This window comes from Pseudomonas sp. UYIF39 (genome assembly GCF_029963765.1).
In the GTDB taxonomy this organism is placed as follows: domain Bacteria; phylum Pseudomonadota; class Gammaproteobacteria; order Pseudomonadales; family Pseudomonadaceae; genus Aquipseudomonas.
Genome location: NZ_JALBYU010000005.1, coordinates 116,406 through 130,932 on the forward strand (window position 1 = coordinate 116,406; position 14,527 = coordinate 130,932).

The 14,527-nt window shown below is 59.9% G+C and carries 14 protein-coding genes; 8 read left to right on the forward strand and 6 right to left on the reverse strand.

Annotation, left to right across the window (positions count from 1 at the left end):
- Positions 1-6 precede the first annotated feature (6 nt).
- The 3 genes from MO767_RS08700 to MO767_RS08710 form a co-directional block, all read right to left on the reverse strand.
- Positions 7-1,401 carry an ethanolamine ammonia-lyase subunit EutB gene (locus tag MO767_RS08700; RefSeq protein WP_282480160.1) on the reverse strand — a complete coding sequence of 465 codons (1,395 nt, stop codon included), beginning with the start codon at positions 1,399-1,401 and terminating at the stop codon, positions 7-9.
- Between the two features lie 195 nt (positions 1,402-1,596).
- Complete coding sequence (eat, locus tag MO767_RS08705; RefSeq protein ID WP_046047379.1) at positions 1,597-2,967, reverse strand: ethanolamine permease; 1,371 nt, start codon at positions 2,965-2,967, stop codon at positions 1,597-1,599.
- A gap of 190 nt (positions 2,968-3,157) precedes the next feature.
- Positions 3,158-4,678 (reverse strand): aldehyde dehydrogenase family protein, encoded by a 1,521-nt coding sequence (locus MO767_RS08710; protein ID WP_282480161.1) that lies wholly within the window; start codon positions 4,676-4,678, stop codon positions 3,158-3,160.
- Positions 4,679-4,978: 300 nt separating this feature from the next.
- On the opposite strand from MO767_RS08710, the gene MO767_RS08715 reads away from it, so the two are divergent.
- From MO767_RS08715 to MO767_RS08730, 4 genes are all read left to right on the forward strand, one after another.
- Positions 4,979-6,892: a sigma-54-dependent Fis family transcriptional regulator gene (locus MO767_RS08715; RefSeq protein ID WP_282480162.1), complete on the forward strand. Its 1,914-nt coding sequence runs from the start codon at positions 4,979-4,981 to the stop codon at positions 6,890-6,892.
- Positions 6,893-6,991: 99 nt separating this feature from the next.
- The gene (gene mpl, locus MO767_RS08720) at positions 6,992-8,341 is read left to right on the forward strand and encodes a UDP-N-acetylmuramate:L-alanyl-gamma-D-glutamyl-meso-diaminopimelate ligase (RefSeq protein ID WP_282480163.1); all 1,350 of its coding nucleotides are present in this window, start codon (positions 6,992-6,994) and stop codon (positions 8,339-8,341) included.
- Positions 8,338-8,970 carry a flavin prenyltransferase UbiX gene (gene ubiX / locus MO767_RS08725; protein WP_282480164.1) on the forward strand — a complete coding sequence of 211 codons (633 nt, stop codon included), beginning with the start codon at positions 8,338-8,340 and terminating at the stop codon, positions 8,968-8,970. The genes mpl and ubiX overlap by 4 nt, the downstream gene beginning before the upstream one ends.
- The gene (locus MO767_RS08730; protein ID WP_282480165.1) at positions 8,963-9,247 is read left to right on the forward strand and encodes a YceK/YidQ family lipoprotein; all 285 of its coding nucleotides are present in this window, start codon (positions 8,963-8,965) and stop codon (positions 9,245-9,247) included. The genes ubiX and MO767_RS08730 overlap by 8 nt, the downstream gene beginning before the upstream one ends.
- A gap of 57 nt (positions 9,248-9,304) precedes the next feature.
- Here the strand turns inward: MO767_RS08730 and MO767_RS08735 are convergent, their stop codons facing one another.
- From MO767_RS08735 to MO767_RS08745, 3 genes are all read right to left on the reverse strand, one after another.
- A complete protein-coding gene (locus tag MO767_RS08735; RefSeq protein WP_282480166.1) occupies positions 9,305-9,946 on the reverse strand; it encodes an oxidoreductase in 642 nt (213 codons plus the stop codon).
- A gap of 27 nt (positions 9,947-9,973) precedes the next feature.
- Entirely contained in the window at positions 9,974-11,692 is a 1,719-nt protein-coding gene (locus MO767_RS08740) for a C13 family peptidase (protein ID WP_282480167.1), read from the reverse strand.
- 112 nt (positions 11,693-11,804) lie between these two features.
- Positions 11,805-12,260, reverse strand: coding sequence for a MaoC family dehydratase (locus MO767_RS08745; protein WP_008009033.1), 456 nt, complete (start codon positions 12,258-12,260; stop codon positions 11,805-11,807).
- 195 nt (positions 12,261-12,455) lie between these two features.
- On the opposite strand from MO767_RS08745, the gene MO767_RS08750 reads away from it, so the two are divergent.
- The 4 genes from MO767_RS08750 (at position 12,456) to MO767_RS08765 (ending at position 14,447) form a co-directional block, all read left to right on the forward strand.
- Complete coding sequence (locus MO767_RS08750) at positions 12,456-12,818, forward strand: CidA/LrgA family protein (RefSeq protein WP_046048699.1); 363 nt, start codon at positions 12,456-12,458, stop codon at positions 12,816-12,818.
- Positions 12,815-13,531: an LrgB family protein gene (locus MO767_RS08755; protein ID WP_282379112.1), complete on the forward strand. Its 717-nt coding sequence runs from the start codon at positions 12,815-12,817 to the stop codon at positions 13,529-13,531. Before MO767_RS08750 ends, MO767_RS08755 begins: the two co-directional genes overlap by 4 nt.
- Before the next feature lie 10 nt (positions 13,532-13,541).
- Positions 13,542-14,132: an LON peptidase substrate-binding domain-containing protein gene (locus tag MO767_RS08760; protein WP_282480168.1), complete on the forward strand. Its 591-nt coding sequence runs from the start codon at positions 13,542-13,544 to the stop codon at positions 14,130-14,132.
- A 114-nt stretch (positions 14,133-14,246) separates the two neighbouring features.
- Positions 14,247-14,447: a hypothetical protein gene (locus MO767_RS08765; protein ID WP_282480169.1), complete on the forward strand. Its 201-nt coding sequence runs from the start codon at positions 14,247-14,249 to the stop codon at positions 14,445-14,447.
- Positions 14,448-14,527: the final 80 nt, after the last annotated feature.

Here is a 14,527-nt window from a genome sequence, read left to right on the forward strand (position 1 = left end):
CAACACTCATCCCAGTTGCGCCATCGCTTGGCGGAAAGCCGGCGGCAGGCTGTCGCCGAAGTGAATCTTGCCGTCTGTCTGGGTGAAAATGCCCATTCTCGCCAGCCATTGTTCGAATTCCGGTGCAGGTTTCAGGCCCAGCGTCTGGCGAGCGTAAAGCGCGTCGTGGAATGAGGTGGTCTGGTAGTTGAGCATGATGTCGTCGGAGCCGGGGATGCCCATGATGAAGTTGATCCCGGCCACGCCCAACAGGGTCAGCAGGGTGTCCATGTCGTCCTGGTCGGCTTCGGCGTGGTTGGTGTAACAGATGTCGCAACCCATGGGCACGCCCAGGAGCTTGCCGCAGAAGTGATCCTCGAGGCCGGCGCGGATGATCTGTTTACCGTTGTAGAGGTATTCCGGGCCAATGAATCCTACGACGGTGTTCACCAGGAACGGTTTGAAATGTCGCGCAACGGCGTAGGCGCGGGTTTCGCAGGTCTGTTGATCGATGCCGTGGTGGGCGTTAGCTGACAGGGCGCTGCCTTGGCCGGTCTCGAAATACATCAGATTCTGGCCCAGCGTGCCGCGATTCAGGCTCAAACCGGCGTCATAGCCTTCCTTCAGCACGTTCAGGTTGATACCGAAACTGGCGTTGGCCGCTTCGGTGCCGGCGATCGACTGGAACACCAGGTCCAGAGGAACGCCGCGATTGATCGCCTCAATGGACGTGGTGACATGCGTCAGCACGCAGGCCTGGGTCGGAATCTCGTAGCGCTGAATGATCGCGTCGAGCATTTCCAGCATGGCGCAGATTGAGGCGATGCTGTCGGTGGCCGGGTTGATGCCGATCATCGCGTCGCCATTGCCATACAGCAGGCCGTCCAAAACGCTCGCGGCGATGCCAGCCGGTTCGTCGGTGGGGTGGTTGGGTTGCAGGCGGGTGGATAGCCGACCGCGCAGGCCCATCGTGCCGCGGAACAGGGTGACCACGCGGATTTTCTGCGCCACCAGCACCAGATCCTGCACGCGCATGATCTTCGATACGGCGGCGGCCATTTCCGGGGTCAGGCCTGGCGCGAGGGCGCGCAGGCTCTGTTCGTCGGCGGCATCGCTGAGCAACCAGTCGCGAAAGCCGCCGACGGTGAGGTGGCTGACGGCGGCGAAGGCTTGTTTGTCGTGAGTGTCGATGATCAGTCGGGTGACTTCATCGGTCTCGTACGGAATGAGTACTTCTTGCAGGAAGTGGCTGAGCGGGATGTTGGCGAGGGCCATCTGCGCGGCCACACGCTCGCCATCGTTGAGGGCGGCGACGCCGGCCAGAAAGTCCCCGGAACGCGCCGGGCTGGCCTTGGCCATGACGTCCTTGAGACTCTCGAAGCGATAGGTCTGGGCGCCGACGGAATGGGCAAATGCGGCCACGTTATTCTCCTGATTCAATCAATGACTCAAAACACCACCAAACCCCTGTGGGAGCGAGCTTGCTCGCGATAGCGGTATGTCATTCAGCACATGTGTCGGATATAAGACCGCTATCGCGAGCAAGCTCGCTCCCACAGGAGGGCGGTGCACTTCAATATGGCAGTCGCCGGGCAACAGGCCCGGCGCCGGTGCAACTCAGACGCCTTCGAGCATCGCGTCCGCCGGCGCATCGAAGCGCTGCTTGGCGGTCAATTGGAAATACAAGTAACCGACAGCCATAAACCCGAGGAACACACAGCCAATCAGCGTGTTGAACCAGGCCATCGCCACCAGGCACACCACCGCCAGAAACAGCGCAATACCCGGCACGATCGGATAACCCGGCGCGCGGAAGGTGCGTTCAAGGTTTGGCTCGGTTTTACGCAGTTTGAACAGGCTCAGCATACTGATGATGTACATCACGATGGCACCGAATACCGACATGGTGATCATGGCTGCCGTCAGGGTCATGCCTTGCAGGTTGACCAGGCCGTCGCTGTAGATCGCCGCGATGCCGATCACGCCGCCAGCCAGGATCGCCCGGTGCGGAGTCTGGAAGCGCGAGAGCTTGGCCAGACCGCGAGGCAGGTAACCGGCCCGGGCCAGCGCAAAGAACTGCCGCGAGTAGCCAAGAATGATCCCGTGGAAACTCGCCACCAGACCGAACAGGCCGATCCAAACCAGCATGTGCATCCAGCTCGAATTGTTGCCGACCACGGCTTTCATTGCCTGAGGCAACGGGTCGTTGATGTTCGACAGTTGACGCCAATCGCCAACGCCGCCCGCCATCACCATCACGCCGATAGCCAGGAACACCAAGGTCAGAATGCCACTGACGTATGCCCTGGGAATCGTGCGTTTCGGGTCCTTGGCTTCTTCAGCCGCCATCGCCGCGCCTTCAATCGCAAGGAAAAACCAGATCGCAAAGGGGATTGCCGCAAAGATGCCGGGAATCGAGCCCATGGTGAACTCGTTGGCGCCTGACCAGCCGTTAAGCGCAAAATTACTGAAGCTGAAGCCCGGCGCAACGACGCCCATGAACACCAACAATTCGGCGACCGCCAGCACGGTGACTACCAGTTCAAACGTCGCGGCGATGCTGACGCCGAGGATATTCAAGCCCATGAACACGAAATAGGCGCCTACGGCGGCGATCTTGGGGTCCAGTTCCGGGTATTGCACGTTGAGGTAGGCGCCGATGGCCATGGCGATGGCCGGTGGCGCAAAGACGAATTCGATCAGGGTGGCGATGCCGGCGATCAGTCCGCCTTTCTCACCAAAAGCCCGCCGGCTGTAGGCAAACGGCCCGCCCGCGTGGGGAATTGCAGTAGTCAGTTCGGTGAAACTGAAAATGAAACAGGTGTACATCGTCGCCACCATCAGAGCGGTGACGAGGAAACCCAGGGTCCCTGCGGTGCCCCAGCCGTAACTCCAGCCGAAATACTCGCCGGAAATCACCAGGCCGACGGCAATGCCCCATAAATGCAGGGTGCCGAGTGTGGGTTTGAGCTGTGTAGTAGAAGTCATAAGTCCTCTCTATTTTTTATTGTTTAATCTTTTGGACTTTCGGGTACGACGTTTTCGTGTAGAGCGGGCACGCAAAGCCCGTGCCAGAGCGGCAGGGCGGTTTCGGTGTGTCATTGAGGGCGCCATCGCGAGCTTGCTCGCGATGGCTATTTGAAGGGCGACACAGGAATACCTGTCCCGCCCCCGGATTTTAGAAGAAGCCCAGCGGATTGATGTCGTAGCTCACCAGCAGGTTTTTGGTCTGCTGATAGTGATCGAGCATCATCTTGTGGGTTTCACGACCGACGCCGGACTTCTTGTAACCGCCGAACGCGGCGTGCGCCGGGTACAGGTGGTAGCAGTTGGTCCACACACGACCGGCCTTGATGGCACGGCCCATGCGGTAGGCGCGGTTGATGTCGCGGGTCCAGAGGCCGGCACCCAGGCCGAACTCGGTGTCGTTGGCGATGGCCAGGGCTTCGGCTTCGTCCTTGAAGGTGGTGATGCTCACCACCGGGCCAAAGATTTCTTCCTGGAACACGCGCATTTTGTTGGTGCCCTTGAGCAGGGTCGGCTGGATGTAATACCCGGTCGCCAGGTTGCCCTCGAGTTTTTCCACTTTGCCGCCGGTCAGCAGCTCGGCGCCTTCTCCTTTGGCGATTTCCAGGTACGAAAGGATTTTGTCGAATTGCTGCTCGGACGCCTGGGCGCCGACCATGGTGTCGGTGTCCAGCGGGTCGCCACGTTTGATCGACAGGACTTTTTTCATCACGACTTTCATGAAGTCGTCGTAGATCGACTCTTGCACCAAGGCGCGGGATGGGCAGGTGCAGACTTCGCCTTGGTTGAAGAACGCCAGCACCAGGCCTTCAGCGGCTTTTTCAATGAAGCTTGGCTCGGCGTTCATGATGTCTTCGAAGAAGATGTTCGGCGACTTGCCACCCAGCTCCACGGTGGACGGAATGATGTTTTCGGCGGCGCATTTCATGATGTGCGAGCCGACCGGGGTTGAACCGGTGAAGGCAATCTTGGCGATGCGTTTGCTGGTGGCCAGGGCTTCGCCGGCTTCTTTGCCGAAGCCTTGCACCACGTTCAGCACGCCCGGCGGCAGCAGGTCGCCGATCAGCTCCATCAGCACGGTAATGCCCAGTGGCGTTTGCTCGGCAGGCTTGAGCACCACGCAGTTACCGGCCGCCAGGGCCGGGGCGAGTTTCCAGGCAGCCATCAGGATCGGGAAGTTCCACGGGATGATCTGCCCGACCACGCCCAATGGTTCATGGATGTGATACGCCACGGTGTTGCCGTCGATCTCGGCAGCGCTGCCTTCCTGGGCGCGGATGCAACCGGCGAAGTAACGGAAATGGTCGGCCGCCAGCGGGATGTCGGCGTTGAGGGTTTCACGCACGGCTTTGCCGTTGTCCCAGGATTCGGTGATCGCCAGGACTTCCAGGTTCTGTTCGATGCGGTCGGCGATTTTCAGCAGCACCAGCGAGCGAGCCTGGGCGGACGTGGCGCCCCAGGCATCGGCAGCGGCGTGGGCAGCGTCCAGGGCCTTTTCGATGTCTTCGGCCGTGGAGCGGGGGAATTCGGCAATCGGTTGGCCATTCACTGGCGAGGTATTGGTGAAGTACTGACCTTTAACAGGCGCGACGAACTCGCCGCCGATGTAGTTTCCGTATTTGCTCTTGAACGAAACGATAGCGCCTTCAGTACCGGGGTGAGCGTAACGCATGATGTTTTCTCCTTGGCTTTTGTACTTATAAGAGAGCGCGCTTGTGCGCTTGTTATAAGCGTAGAGCAAAGGTCGGGCCACTGCCTTGCAGGTCAGGCAAATCAAGGCCTTACGCAGTTTTTGTCGGACCGGCGGACGCTGCCTGTGACGGTTCCGGTACGGTCCCGGTGACACTTTGTACCGTCTTCGGCACAACCTGTGACCGGGCGGTCTTGCCAGCATTGCAATGAAGGCTAGGCTGGAGGATGCTCGGCATCACCTCAACCACGGGTCGCCGAGCCTCGGGGAGAACAATAAGAAATGCACGACAACCATTTGAGTCGCCATGCCCAGCAGGTCCTGACCGTCACTCAGGGAAAATCCCACCTGCACGGCCCCGGCAGCGACCCGTCGATTGCCCGTTCCTGGCTGCGCTGTCTTGAGGACTATCACCTCGACCCGGCCCTGACCATGGCGCCGACGGTGCTGGAACATGGCCGCGTCCTGGAAAGCCGCGAGCGCTTGCAGCAAGTGCTGCACATCGCCGGCAGCGAAATGACCAGCCTTCATCAGCAACTCTCCGGCGCCGGCCACGCGGTCCTATTGACCGACGCCCGCGGCGTGATCCTCAATTGCGTCACCGCGCCTGCCGAGAGGAAGATTTTCGAGCGCGCCGGCCTCTGGCTTGGGGCTGACTGGAGCGAAGCCTGCGAAGGCACCAACGGCATCGGCACCTGTCTGGTGGAGCGTCAGTCGCTGACCATCCATCAGGACGAGCACTTTCGCGGCCGTCACACCGGCCTGACCTGCTCGGCGAGCCCGGTGTTCGACCCGCACGGCGAACTGCTGGCGGTGCTCGACGTGTCCTCGGCGCGTCACGAGGTCTCGCGTCAGAGCCAATTCCACACCATGGCCCTGGTCAATCTTTCGGCGAAGATGATCGAGAGCTGCTATTTCCTGCGCTATTTCGACAATCAGTGGTTGCTGCGTTTTCACTTGCAGGCCGAATCCGTCGGGCTGTTCAGCGAAGGGTTGCTGGCGTTTGACGGGGAAGGGCGGGTCAGCGCGGTCAACCAGAGTGCGCTGAACCTGCTGGGGCATATTCGCGGTGGGTTGTTGGGCAAACCGGTGGAGGCGTTTTTCGATTGCTCGCTGGATGAATTGCTCGGCCGCGCCAGCGTCAATGCCAGCGCCAGTTGGCCGTTGCGCACGCGCGACGGACGGAGCCTGTTTGCGGTGTTGCGCGGGCAGCCACGCAGCATTCCGGTGCCGGTGGTGCAAAGTGCGGTGATCACCGAACCTTCGCGTTTATCGAGCATTTGTCTGGGCGACACGGGGTTGCAGGAAGATTTCCGCAAATCTTTGCGCGTGTTCGAGCGGGACGTACCGCTACTGATCAACGGCGAAACCGGATCCGGCAAAGAAGCGTTTGCCAAAGCCGTCCATCAGGCCAGCCAGCGAGCAGAAAAAGCCTTCGTCGCCCTCAACTGCGCAGCCATCCCCGAAAGCCTGATCGAGAGCGAACTGTTTGGTTATCGCGGCGGCAGCTTTACCGGTGCGCGTAAGGAAGGCATGCGCGGCAAGTTGCAGCAGGCCGATGGCGGCACTTTATTCCTCGATGAAATCGGCGACATGCCCTTGGCGTTGCAGACCCGGCTATTAAGGGTGCTGGAGGATCGTCAGGTGGTGCCGATCGGCGGCGAGCCGGAGTCGGTCAACGTACGGATCATCAGCGCCACTCACCGCAATCTGCTGGAGCGGGTGCAGGACGGCAGCTTCCGCGAGGATTTGTATTACCGGCTCAACGGGCTGGAAGTTGCACTGCCGGCGTTGCGTGATCGCAGTGATAAATCCCAACTGCTCGACTTTTTGCTGGCCGAAGAGGCGGGCGGGGAAACCGTATTGATCGACGGTCCGGCACGCCAGGCGTTGCTGGCCTTCGCCTGGCCGGGGAATGTGCGGCAGTTGCGCAATGTGCTGCGCACGTTAGCGGCGTTGTGTGACGGTGGGCGGAGCGGGCTGGAGGATTTGCCGGTGATGATTCGCCAGGCGCGGCTGGCGGTAGTGCTAGCGGTTGAGGAAGTGTCCGAACATCCGCTGGATGATGCCGAGCGGCTGGCGTTGCTAAATGCGCTGGAGCAGACGCGTTGGCATATGACTCACACGGCTGAGCAGCTGGGTGTCAGTCGTAACACGCTTTACAGGAAACTTCGTAAGCACGGTATCGCCCGGTAGGCACGCTCCTACAGGGATGGCGCTGGTTGATCTTTAAACACAAGGTGCGAATTTTCCCACCCTAAGCTAACCTGCGGCCATGTTTTACGAGGTCGACTAATGCACATTCACATTCTTGGTATCTGCGGCACTTTCATGGGTTCGATGGCGGTTCTGGCCAAAGAGCTGGGCCATCACGTGACGGGCTCCGATGCCAACGTCTATCCGCCGATGAGCACTCAGCTTGAGGCTCAGGGCATTGAGTTGACCCAAGGCTACGACCCGGCGCAGCTCGATCCGGCACCGGATCTGGTGGTGATCGGCAATGCCATGTCCCGCGGCAACCCGGCTGTCGAATACGTGCTGAACAAAGGCCTGCCGTACGTCTCCGGCCCGCAATGGCTGGCGGATCACGTGCTGCAAGGTCGCTGGGTGCTGGCCGTCGCCGGTACCCACGGCAAAACCACCACCAGCAGCATGCTCGCCTGGGTGCTGGAGCACGCGGGCATGAGCCCGGGTTTCCTGATCGGCGGCGTGCCGCAAAACTTCTCGGTGTCCGCTCGTCTGGGTGACACACCGTTCTTCGTGATCGAAGCCGACGAGTACGACAGCGCGTTCTTCGACAAGCGTTCCAAGTTCGTTCACTACCGCCCGCGCACGGCGATCCTGAACAATCTGGAATACGATCACGCTGATATCTTCCCCGATTTGCCCGCCATCGAGCGCCAATTCCACCATTTGGTGCGGACCATTCCGAGCGAAGGCCTGGTGATCCATCCGACCACCGAGCCTGCGTTGCTGCGTGTGATCGAGATGGGTTGCTGGACCCCGGTGCAAACCACCGGTGCCGGCGGTCAGTGGCAGGTCAAGCTGCTGAGCGAAGACGGTTCGAAGTTTGAAGTGATGTTCGAAGGTGTCACTCAAGGTGTGGTCGAGTGGGACATGACCGGCCAACACAACGTCGCCAACGCGCTGGCCACGTTGGCTGCGGCGCGCCACGTCGGTGTTGTGCCGTCCATGGGCATCGCTGCGCTGAGCGCATTCAAAAGCGTCAAGCGCCGGATGGAAAAAGTCGCGGAGGTCCGTGGCATTACCATCTATGACGACTTCGCTCACCATCCGACGGCTATTGCGACGACCCTCGACGGCCTGCGCAAGCGCATCGGCGATGCACCGTTGATAGCGATCATCGAGCCGCGCTCCAACTCCATGAAGCTCGGTGCTCACCGCGACGGCTTGCCGGAAAGCGTGGTCGATGCCGATCAGGTGATCTGGTATGCGCCGGCCAACCTCGGTTGGGATCTGGGGGCGACTGCTGCGTTGTGTACGGTGCCGTCGATCGTCAGCGATTCGCTGGAAGGCATCATCGAGCGTGTGAAGAGCCAGGCCCAGCCCGGCACTCACGTGGTGATCATGAGCAACGGCGGCTTCGGCGGCCTGCACGGCAAACTCGCCGAGGCGCTGCAATGAACAACGGCCCGGAACGCATCACGCTGGCGATGACCGGCGCTTCGGGCGCCCAATATGGTTTGCGCCTGCTTGACTGCCTGATTCGTGAAGACCGCGAGGTGCACTTCATGATCTCCAAGGCTGCGCAACTGGTGATGGCCACCGAGACAGACGTTACGCTGCCGCCGAAAACCCAGATGATGCAGGCCTTCCTCACCGAATACACCGGCGCTGCCGTCGGGCAGATTCGGGTGTATGGCAAGGAAGACTGGATGTCGCCAGTGGCCTCGGGCTCCGGCGCGCCGGCAGCGATGGTGGTGGTGCCGTGTTCCACCGGGACCTTGTCGGCTATTGCGACGGGGGCTTGCAACAACCTGATCGAGCGCGCTGCCGACGTCACCTTGAAGGAACGTCGTCAGCTGATTCTGGTGCCGCGTGAGGCCCCGTATTCGAGCATCCATCTGGAGAACATGCTCAAGTTGTCGAACATGGGCGTGACGATTTTGCCGGCGTCGCCAGGCTTTTATCATCAGCCGCAAACCATCGACGACTTGATCGATTTTGTCGTGGCGCGAATTCTCAATCTGCTGAACATTCCCCAGGACATGCTGCCGCGTTGGGGCGAACACCATCTGACCAGCGATGAATAAGCTGCTGGCGATTGTGCTGGCGCTGCAATTGGCTGGCTGCGCCACGGCGCGAACGCTTGATGCCGCCAAGCCCGGGGCACCAGTGGTGTATTCGGGGACGCGTCTGGATTTGTATGCCATGAACGGCGGCTGCTGCGCCATGGACCGCTTCGGCGCCGAAGCTCCGAGCTATCCGGGCGTCGACCTGCCGGCCAGAGCGTTGCTCGACACGCTGCTGTTGCCGCTGTCGCTGCTGACGGTGATCGGGGTAAGTTTTCAGGCGACGGGTGGATTGTAGGACTGAGCGCGGCTCTTGTGGCGAGGGAGCAAGCTCCCTCGCCACAAGGTTTGCGAATTACTTGCCGAGTTTGCGCAACTCATCCGACTCCACAACCCGCACCCCATCCTGCTCTTCCAGCGCCAGTCGCCACATGGCGCGGGCCAGTTGGCAGGCTTCGATGCCGCGGTATTTGCCGGGGATCAAACGGGACAAAGGCCCGACGAATTGCTCAGCCATACGCGGTTCCATACGCTCGCCCAGCAGCAGCGAAGGTCGGCAAATGGTCAGTTGCGGCCAGTCCTGCGCGCGCAACGCATATTCCATCTCGCCTTTGACCCGGTTGTAGAAAACAGAGGACCGGCGATCGGCCCCCAGGGCACTGATCACGATCAGGTGCCGTGCGCCCATCTCCCGTGCACGTTTGGCGAACGCCACCACCATGTCCAGGTCCACCGCGCGAAACGCCTGTTCCGAGCCGGCTTGCTTGATTGTGGTGCCCAGGCAGCAGTAGGCGATGTCGACGCGACCATTCAATTGCGGCAGAAACACCGCAGGGTCGCCGACCGGATTTTCCAGATGGGGATGCTCGGCCAGTGGCCGGCGTGAGGGGGCTAGTACCCGTGAAATCGTTGGCTCATTGAGCAGACGATCCAGAAGATGTTCACCGGTCAAACCAGTAGCTCCGGCAAGCAGTACGTGCTGAGGCGTCAAGTACATAGTGTTTCCCCCTTGATACTATTCAGCTTAGTTGCTCTTTGCATCCTTGTTGCTGATAGAGACACTTTGTAGTGCTTTTCGTGCCTGCTGTTTGCGTAACAGCTGCCAGTGAGAGAGAACGGTTTTCGGCGCCCAGATCTGCGGTTCAGAGGCTTCGAAACTGTCTGCCAGTTCGCGCTCGGCGACGGTGGCCTTGGCCAGTTTGAAGGCTTGCTCCAGATCGTCGGTCTGGTTCAGTGCCTGGGCGAACAGCGCGTCGCCGAAGTAGGTGAAGTTGGCTTCTTCCGAGCAGCCGAAGGACACCCGGTCAGCGCGCGAGGCGGTCATGATCAGGGTGCGTTCATCCTTCAGTGCGGGAATGAAACCACCGGAGTAGCAGGACGAAATCACGATGATCTTGTCGCGGTTTTTCAGCGGAGAGAGCACTGCGGCGAGTTCGTCGGCCGGTAGATCGGACAGTTCCATGCGCGGCTGGTCGAGCACCAGTTCGTGTTCGCTGGTGCCGTGACTGGTCATGTAGATGAAGATCAAATCTTCCGGGCCACTGCGTTCGGCCAGGGTGGCGGCGGCGCGGCGCAGGTTTTCCCGGGTGGCCATTGGCCGGTCGACGAGGTGGTCGCGATGGTTCACCAGGCGGATCTGGCCAAACGCACCAAAGCGGCTGCTGAGCATGTTGCTGACGTAATCGGATTCGCGCAGGAACACGCTTTGCTTGCCGTCACCGCCCAGTGTCAGGGTGTACAACTCGACTGCGGGGGTCGAAGCCGGCACGCTGGACAGTGCATCGTCGAGCAAACGGCCCTGGGCCAGCAAACCGAGTTCCAGACTGTCGGGCAGCAGCTTGCCATTGGCATCGCGAACACGCTGGCCATTGATCCATGTGCCGCTTTGCACTGTGCCGTCAGTCAGCACCAGGGTGCCGTGCCCCGAGTAACTGTCACCGTCGAATTGACCAATGTAGAAGCTGCCGTCGGACAGGTTCAATCGACCTTGGCCGGTAAAGCGCCAGTCGCTGAACTGGCCGATGTAATGGCTGCCGTCGGCGCCGATCAACTCGCCCTTGCCGTTCAGCGATCCTTCCTTGAACAGACCGAGCCAGACATCACCGTCGGCGTTTTCGTAGCGGCCCTTGCCGTGCAGTTGGTTGTTCTTGAAGCCGCCGACATAGATATCGCCATCGGCGCTGTTGAAAGTCCCGTTGCCTTCGAGCTGACCGTCGACGAAATGCCCGGTGAACTGATTGCCGCTGGCGTCGCCCCGTTGGCCTTCGCCGTTGGGTTTACCGTGGGCGAACTGGCCCTGATACGAGCTGCCGTCGTCGAGTTCGAGACGGCCGAGCCCTGAATATTGATCGGCCTTGAATTCACCGCGGTAGGTCATACCGTTTTCTTTGAGGGTGCCTTCGCCGTCCCGTCGACCGGCTTTGAAACCGCCGGTGAAGCTGCTGCTGCTGGTGGTCAGTGTGCCCTTGCCGTCGAACAGTCCTAGATTGAATCCCCCGCGATAGACTTCGCCGTTGCTGCCGTGCCATTCGCCCTGGCCATGCCATTGGCCCTTGTCGAAGTCGCCGGCGTACCAGCTGCCGTTCGGGTAATCGATACGGCCCTGGCCTTGCAGCAATCCGTTGACCAGTTCACCGCGATAGCGTCCGCCGTCCGGCAAGCGGGCGTCGGGGGGCAACAGCGATTCGCCGTCGCCGCAAGCGGTGAGCAATAGGGTCAGAGCGAGGAGTGCAAGTGGGCGCATAGCGGGATCCGGGCAATTAGGCGACCGAGTATGCCGCAGCTGTTTAACCTTATATAGCCAGGAAACAGGAGAGGGCGCGAAACAGCGTGAGCTGCTTCGCATCCGGGATGGGTTACACGAAGCAGAGAGACAGTGGCTCGGCGATGTAGGCCGGTTTGTCCGAGCCTTCGATCTCAAGCGTGGCGGTGGCCTTGAGCAGCCATTGGCCGGGTTTCTTCTCGATGACTTCGTTCATGTCGACCTTGAGTCGTACCCTGGAATTGACCTTCACGGGCTGGATAAAACGCACGGAATCCAGGCCGTAGTTGACCACCATCTTCGCCCCTTCAGGGAGGATCAGGATGTCTTCCATCAGCTTGGGGATCAGCGACAGCGACAGGAAACCGTGTGCAATAGTGCTGCCAAATGGCGTTTGCGCGGCTTTGACCGGGTCGACGTGGATGAACTGATAGTCCCCTGTGGCTTCGGCGAACAGGTTGATGCGCTCCTGATCGATGGTGAGCCATTCGGAACGTCCGAGTTCCTTGCCGACATAATCTTTGAGCTCCGCAACTGGAACATAGGGCATTGAGACTCTCCTTGGGTTCATCGGTTTTATAGTTTTGAGGTGGGGGGATTTGACCTCCCGGATTACCACTTTAGATCAACATGGCAAATGGCTCCGGTCAACTGACCATGATTTTGGCGAATGCCGGTCTATAGCGTTGACGTGCTTATAATGCTCGGCCCGCTTGTGCGGGATGGTATTGGCGGGAGATGACGAATGTTGTTACGTGGCCTGACCTGGCTGGTGCTGTTCCAATTGCTGGGCACAGCCATCAACCACTTGTTTTTACCGGTGCTGCCGGGGCCGATTGTCGGCCTGCTGTTGCTGCTGGTGTTCCTGATCAGCCGTGGCCAGGTCGGCGAACCGCTGAGCCTCGCGGCCAGCAGTCTGCTGCGTTATCTGCCCTTGCTGCTGGTACCGCCAGCCGTGGGTGTGATGGTTTACGCCAAAGACATTGCCGCGGATTTCTGGGCCATCGTCGGTGCGCTGGTGTTGTCACTGTTGCTGTCCCTGGCCTTCGCTGGCGTGCTGATGCAGCGCATGGTCAAGCGTCACGCTCATCGTGAGGACGGCCAATGATCTTCGACTGGCACGGCGCCTGGGCGTCGGTGATTCATCATCCGTTGTTCGGCATCGGTATTACGCTGGGGGCTTATCAGTTGGTGCTGGCGGCGTTCGAGAAAACCCGCTGGATCTTTCTGCAACCGGTGCTGGTCTCTATGCTGCTGGTGATTGGCGTATTGGTGGGTTGCGGCCTGACCTATGCCGAGTACCGCAAGAGCACCGAGATCCTCAGCATCCTGCTCGGGCCGGCGACCGTAGCGCTGGCTGTACCGCTGTACCTCAATCTGCGACGCATTCGGCAGTTGTTCTGGCCGATATTTACTACGCTGGTGATAGGTGGCGTGGTCGCCACCGGTATGGGCGTATTGCTGGGCTGGTCGTTTGGTGCCGAGCACATGATCCTGATGACCATGGCGCCGAAGTCGGTGACGTCGCCGATTGCCATGCTGGTGGCAGAGCAGATCGGTGGCGTTGCGGCGCTGGCGGCAGTGTTCGTGTTGATTACCGGGGTGATCGGGGCGATCTTCGGGCCGAGTCTTTTGACCCGGCTGGGTGTGCACAGCCCTGAGGCGCGCGGTATGGCACTGGGCATGACTGCGCACGCGGTCGGCACGGCGGTGGCGATGCAGGAAAGTGAAGAATGCGGCGCCTTCGCGGCGCTGGCGATGAGTCTGATGGGCGTGGCCACGGCAGTTTTCCTGCCGTTGGCGGTGTCGATGGTGGTGTAAGGAAATGTCTATGAGCTTGCCGCTTTTTCCGCTGAATACGGTGTTGTTTCCTGGCTGCATCCTCGATTTGCAGATCTTCGAGGCGCGCTACCTGGACATGATCAGTCGCTGCATGAAACAGGGCGGCGGCTTCGGCGTGGTGTGCATCCTCGACGGCGAAGAAGTCGGCATTGCCCCGTTGGGCTACGCGCTGGTCGGATGCGAGGCGCTGATCACTGATTTCAAACAGCAGGACAATGGCTTGCTGGGCATTCGGGTGCAGGGCGGACGGCGTTTCCACGTGTTGCGCACCGAGGTTCAGCGCGATCAGTTGACCGTCGCCGACGTCGAGTGGCTGGAGGACGAACCTGAGCAACCGCTGCAGGACGAGGACGCCGACCTGGTTGCACTGCTCAAAGCCTTGGCCGAACACCCGATGGTCGAAGCGTTGAACATGGGCACTGAAGCGACGGGACAACAGTCGCTGGCCAATCAATTGGCGTACCTGCTGCCGTTTGCCGAAGTGGACAAGATCGACCTTCTGCAACTCGATGATCCGCAGCAGCGGCTGGATGCGATTCAGGCACTGCTGGATGAGTTGCAGGGGGAGTTGTTTGCTTAGTTGTACTTTGTATTAACTTGGTTTGTCTGCCAGTATTGTTTTGATTTTGTCTTTGTCCTAATTTTAAGTTGCCCACAAGGAGTGGGTGGCCTGATTAATGATAAGGATGGGATTATGATTGTTTATGAAGATGAAGGGGCGTTCTGGGACGATATTGCTGGCAAGTATATTTTGAAACATGCAGCGGTCGATCATAACGTCGATAAAGTGATAGGCGCTGCGGGCGTTTATGCTGACTTGATGGTGCTTGAACGCCGTAAGCGCAAACGCGTAAAACTTCCTGTTAAAGATGTGCCCGCTGCTGCGGCAGCGTAGGCCGTCTTTTTGTATTTCGTCGATTTTCTGTTTTCAGAGTTCCCGGCTAAATGGACGGGTATTAAATAATATCGAGTTTG

Coding starts and splice junctions, on each gene's coding strand:
- mpl (WP_282480163.1), top strand. CDS start 6,992: ATGCACATTCACATTCTTGGTATCTGCGGCACTTTCATGGGTTCGATG.
- MO767_RS08755 (WP_282379112.1), top strand. CDS start 12,815: ATGATCTTCGACTGGCACGGCGCCTGGGCGTCGGTGATTCATCATCCG.
- MO767_RS08750 (WP_046048699.1), top strand. CDS start 12,456: ATGTTGTTACGTGGCCTGACCTGGCTGGTGCTGTTCCAATTGCTGGGC.
- MO767_RS08710 (WP_282480161.1), bottom strand. CDS start 4,678: ATGCGTTACGCTCACCCCGGTACTGAAGGCGCTATCGTTTCGTTCAAG.
- eat (WP_046047379.1), bottom strand. CDS start 2,967: ATGACTTCTACTACACAGCTCAAACCCACACTCGGCACCCTGCATTTA.
- MO767_RS08730 (WP_282480165.1), top strand. CDS start 8,963: ATGAATAAGCTGCTGGCGATTGTGCTGGCGCTGCAATTGGCTGGCTGC.
- MO767_RS08745 (WP_008009033.1), bottom strand. CDS start 12,260: ATGCCCTATGTTCCAGTTGCGGAGCTCAAAGATTATGTCGGCAAGGAA.
- MO767_RS08765 (WP_282480169.1), top strand. CDS start 14,247: ATGATTGTTTATGAAGATGAAGGGGCGTTCTGGGACGATATTGCTGGC.
- MO767_RS08760 (WP_282480168.1), top strand. CDS start 13,542: ATGAGCTTGCCGCTTTTTCCGCTGAATACGGTGTTGTTTCCTGGCTGC.
- MO767_RS08740 (WP_282480167.1), bottom strand. CDS start 11,692: ATGCGCCCACTTGCACTCCTCGCTCTGACCCTATTGCTCACCGCTTGC.
- MO767_RS08735 (WP_282480166.1), bottom strand. CDS start 9,946: ATGTACTTGACGCCTCAGCACGTACTGCTTGCCGGAGCTACTGGTTTG.
- MO767_RS08715 (WP_282480162.1), top strand. CDS start 4,979: ATGCACGACAACCATTTGAGTCGCCATGCCCAGCAGGTCCTGACCGTC.
- ubiX (WP_282480164.1), top strand. CDS start 8,338: ATGAACAACGGCCCGGAACGCATCACGCTGGCGATGACCGGCGCTTCG.